The organism is Bartonella sp. AD24XZML, assembly GCF_042196485.1.
Classification (GTDB): domain Bacteria; phylum Pseudomonadota; class Alphaproteobacteria; order Rhizobiales; family Rhizobiaceae; genus Bartonella.
Map to the genome: position 1 here is coordinate 1 of NZ_JBHIQH010000016.1, position 4,109 is coordinate 4,109.

Here is a 4,109-nt window from a genome sequence, read left to right on the forward strand (position 1 = left end):
CGCCTCTGGGATTACCGAACCCCAAGCAAGACAAAACCTTATTATCAAACTTTACGAGGATTTCTTTTCCAAGGCATTTAAAAAGACAACAGATAGGCTTGGGATTGTTTATACGCCCGTTGAGGTTGTTGATTTTATCATTCATTCTGTTGATGATGTATTGCGGAATGAATTTGGAAAAAGCTTAGGGTCACGGGGTGTCTCTATTCTTGACCCTTTCACGGGAACGGGTACCTTTATCACAAGGCTTTTACAATCCAATCTCATCAAACCAGAGGATATGGAATATAAATTCCGTCATGATATCCATGCCAATGAGATTGTCTTACTCGCTTATTACATAGCAGCGATTAACATTGAATCGACTTATCATAGTATCATGAAAGGTGAATATATTCCCTTTAAGCATATTGGTTTGACTGATACGTTTCGGATGCTTGAAGAGAAGAGCCTGCTACAGGAATTGTTTAAAGAAAACAGTGAATATTTAGAGCATCAAAAGAAACTGGATATTAAAGTTATCTTTGGCAATCCCCCTTATTCTATGGGACAAAAGAACGAAAACGACAATGCAAAAAACACCTCCTATCCTATACTCGATAACCGTATTCGTGAGACATATGCCGTTCAATCGAAAGCAACCAATATACGAAGCCTTTATGATAGTTATATCCGTGCCATTCGTTGGGCTAGTGACCGTATTGATAATGCTGGGGTAATCGGCTTTGTTTCTGGTTCTGGTTACGTAGAAAAATCAACGATGGACAGTTTACGAAAATCTTTAGCCAAAGAATTTACGAGTATTTATGTACTTAATTTACGGGGAGATATACGTAAAAATATGTTAAGCAATGGAAATGCTAAAGAAGGTGAAAATATTTTCGGCAATGGTAGTATGACGGGTATTGCGGTAACGCTATTTATCAAAAATCCCAATGCTATTGGACCTTGTAAAATTTATTATCATGATATTGGAGATAATCTTTCCACCGAAAAAAAACTTGAGATGCTTCAATACTTTGGTAGTGTTGGAGGTATTACACGTAAACAAAGCTGGCAAATGATTACACCAGATGAATATGGTGATTGGGTTAATCAACGTGATGAAAGTTTTGAAACATTTCTAGCCTTGGGTGTTAAGAAAGGTCATAGTAAAAAGTTCTTTACAGCGTTTTCTTGCGGTGTACAAACCAGTCGTGATGCTTGGGCATACAACTCAAGCCGTAAAATATTAGCAAAGAATATGCACAATACGATTGCGTTCTATAATAGTGAAGTAGAACGTTTTAATAATGCTTATGGACATGTTGATCGCAGAATACGTAAAAATGCTGTAGATAATTTCGTAAACTCTGATGCGAAAAAAATTAGTTGGAGTAGTAGTCTAAAAGAAGAGTTTGTAAGAGGCAAATTTTCCGAATTTGAAAGTAATTGTTTAGTTCAAAGTCTTTATCGTCCCTTTACAAAGCAATGGCTCTATTACAACCGTGTTTTTAATCATAGAGTTTTTCAAATGTCGCGTATATTTCCGATGGAGCAAGTAGTCGAAAATAAAGTAATACAAATTACAGGCATAGGAGCAAGATGTGGTTTTTCTGCACTTATGTATAAGAATTTACCTAACTCTGACTCAATGGAAAAAGGTCAATGCTTTCCAAGGTATATCTATGAAGATGCTACGGTTTCAAAAAGTAAAAGTGAGAAACAATCCCATTTATTTACAGAAGAAAGCAAAACAGCTGGTTTACAGAGGCATGATGCTATTACTGATGAAGGTCTAGACCATTTTAAAGCTGCTTATCCTAATGAAACCATAACAAAAGATGATCTATTCTATTATGTTTACGGTTTGCTTCATTCAGAAGATTATCGCTCTCGTTATGCTGATAATTTATGCAAAGAACTGCCTCGTATCCCTTGCGTAAAGAGTGCTGATGATTTTTGGAAATTTGTAACAGCAGGGCGTGAACTGGGTCATTTGCACGTGAATTATGAAGATGTAGAGCCTTACCCCGTGACCTTTAAAAAGGGTAATCCAAAAGTTACAAAGATTTCTAATCCCGAAAAATTCTATTATGTAACTGAAATGAAATTCGCAAAAGCAGCTAAAGAGAAAGGAAAATCCGAAAAGGATAAATCAACTGTCATTTACAATAGCAATATCACAATAACAGATATCCCTCTTGAAGCTTATGAGTATATCGTCAATGGCAAGCCCGCTCTTGAATGGGTTATGGGGCGTCAATGTGTAAAGACAGATAAAAAGAGTGGCATTGTGAATGATGCCAATCGCTACGCTGTTGAAACCGTTGGCAATCCTGCCTACCCTCTAGAGTTATTTCAAAGGGTTATTACCGTAAGTTTAGAAACAATGAAAATCGTAAAAAATCTACCAAAATTAGAAATTAAAGAAACTGAATAACTTATAAAACATGCTCACATAATGGGTATGATAAACTCATAAGGGGTATAAGGTCTTATACCTATAGGTTCTATACCCCTTTATACATTGCTTACATATAATTTTTAAAAGGATAATTTATCATGCGTTATTCTAAAAAGAAATCATTTGCACTTTTAGATACTCTTATTTGGATTGCCTTTAAAAGATTATACCGTAATCTAACATGAGTGCTTTATTGTTTTCAAAAGCTTTGTTTAAAGAGAGTTATATATATTCATTTTGCTTATAGGTTTTGAAGGTGTAAAAACCGTCAAAACCCCCTCAAAACGTATATTATTGATTGAATTTAGAGGTTGTATTATCAATATGGGTTGTTTTTTTAAGGTCTATAAAATATTAACCTATTGAAATATAATGTTTTTACTTTTTATCGTTTTTTTACATAATAGCAGCAACCCTCAAAACTCAAAACCCCGTCAAAACTCATAACCATAATGATCTTGATAGCATCTCTTATGAGTTATAAGCTATCTTTTGAAAGGTTTTAAAGGGTCACATGCTTTCATAAAGCACGTTGTAATCAATTCTCTAAAATCATAAGTTTATATCTTCAAAAGAACTGATAAAAATTCATAAAAAGGATTTTGATAACGTAATCAGTTTTTACTTTCATACGCTTTTCATAAGACACGCTTTAATCACTCACTAAAAATATAATTTTATCTTTTAAAAAGAACTAATCAAAATAACAAAAGCCTATTAAAAGGGATTTTTCTAATCTCTATAATTATCAATCTCTCTTTAGATATTTCCATAACAGTCTATAAATCGCATCATATATCCTATTTACCGTTTCTCTTATGAAAATGAAAGATGATGCCATGGCTATAAAGAACATAACAGTTATAAAGAATGCGTAAAAACAGCAAGGTTTTGTAATCATAATGAATGCGTTGGTTATAAAGACCATCTCTATAAAAAGCTGTTAATTTGCAAATGTGTTATAAACAAAATTCACAAAAAATTTTAAATTCATTTAGTAAAAAAAATTGATAGGTTATAAAGATAAAAAAACGCATTATGAGAGCGTTTTTAAATATTATAAATGTATAGATTCAAAAAAGAACACAATCGTTTCAGAAAGCCTCTAATATAGAATTAAAAGCGCATAAATNCAGAAAGCCTCTAATATAGAATTAAAAGCGCATAAATATAAAAGAAGCAATTCATAAGAACATGATAACATTAATACACAATGCATTTAAAAAAATACGAAAAAATATCAAAAAAGATAAAATATTATTTGACAATAAATACGTATTTTGTTATATAAATAATCAAGTGCTTAACAAACACTTATGATAAGCGGACAGGTTACGATACAGCCTTTCCAAAACCTTTTAAAACTGGCTATCTTTTGTGCTGTGATTGGCATATAATGATTTTGTCGGGTGTAGTCACACCATACAATACTCTTATGAGAAAAGTGTGACGACGGACTTATCACCGTGTTTGTTAGCGCCCGACGCTCTTAGGGTCGTCAATAACAAACAATTTTAATGATAAGGAATTAGCTATGAATGCTATAGTAAAAAACACCCCCGTTAATAAGAAAAAAACATCAAAAAAATATGAGTTTACTGGCGAAATGGATTTTGTGACTGGTCTCATATTATACCGTATACGTGCTTTAAGAGATTTTGGA

Annotated in this window: 1 protein-coding gene; it reads left to right on the forward strand. The window is 32.9% G+C overall.

Annotated elements, in window-relative coordinates:
* On the forward strand, window positions 1–2,422 hold a 2,422-nt coding region (locus tag ACFIMX_RS01995; RefSeq protein ID WP_375693946.1), incomplete at its 5' end, for a type ISP restriction/modification enzyme.
* Window positions 2,423–4,109 lie beyond the last annotated feature (1,687 nt).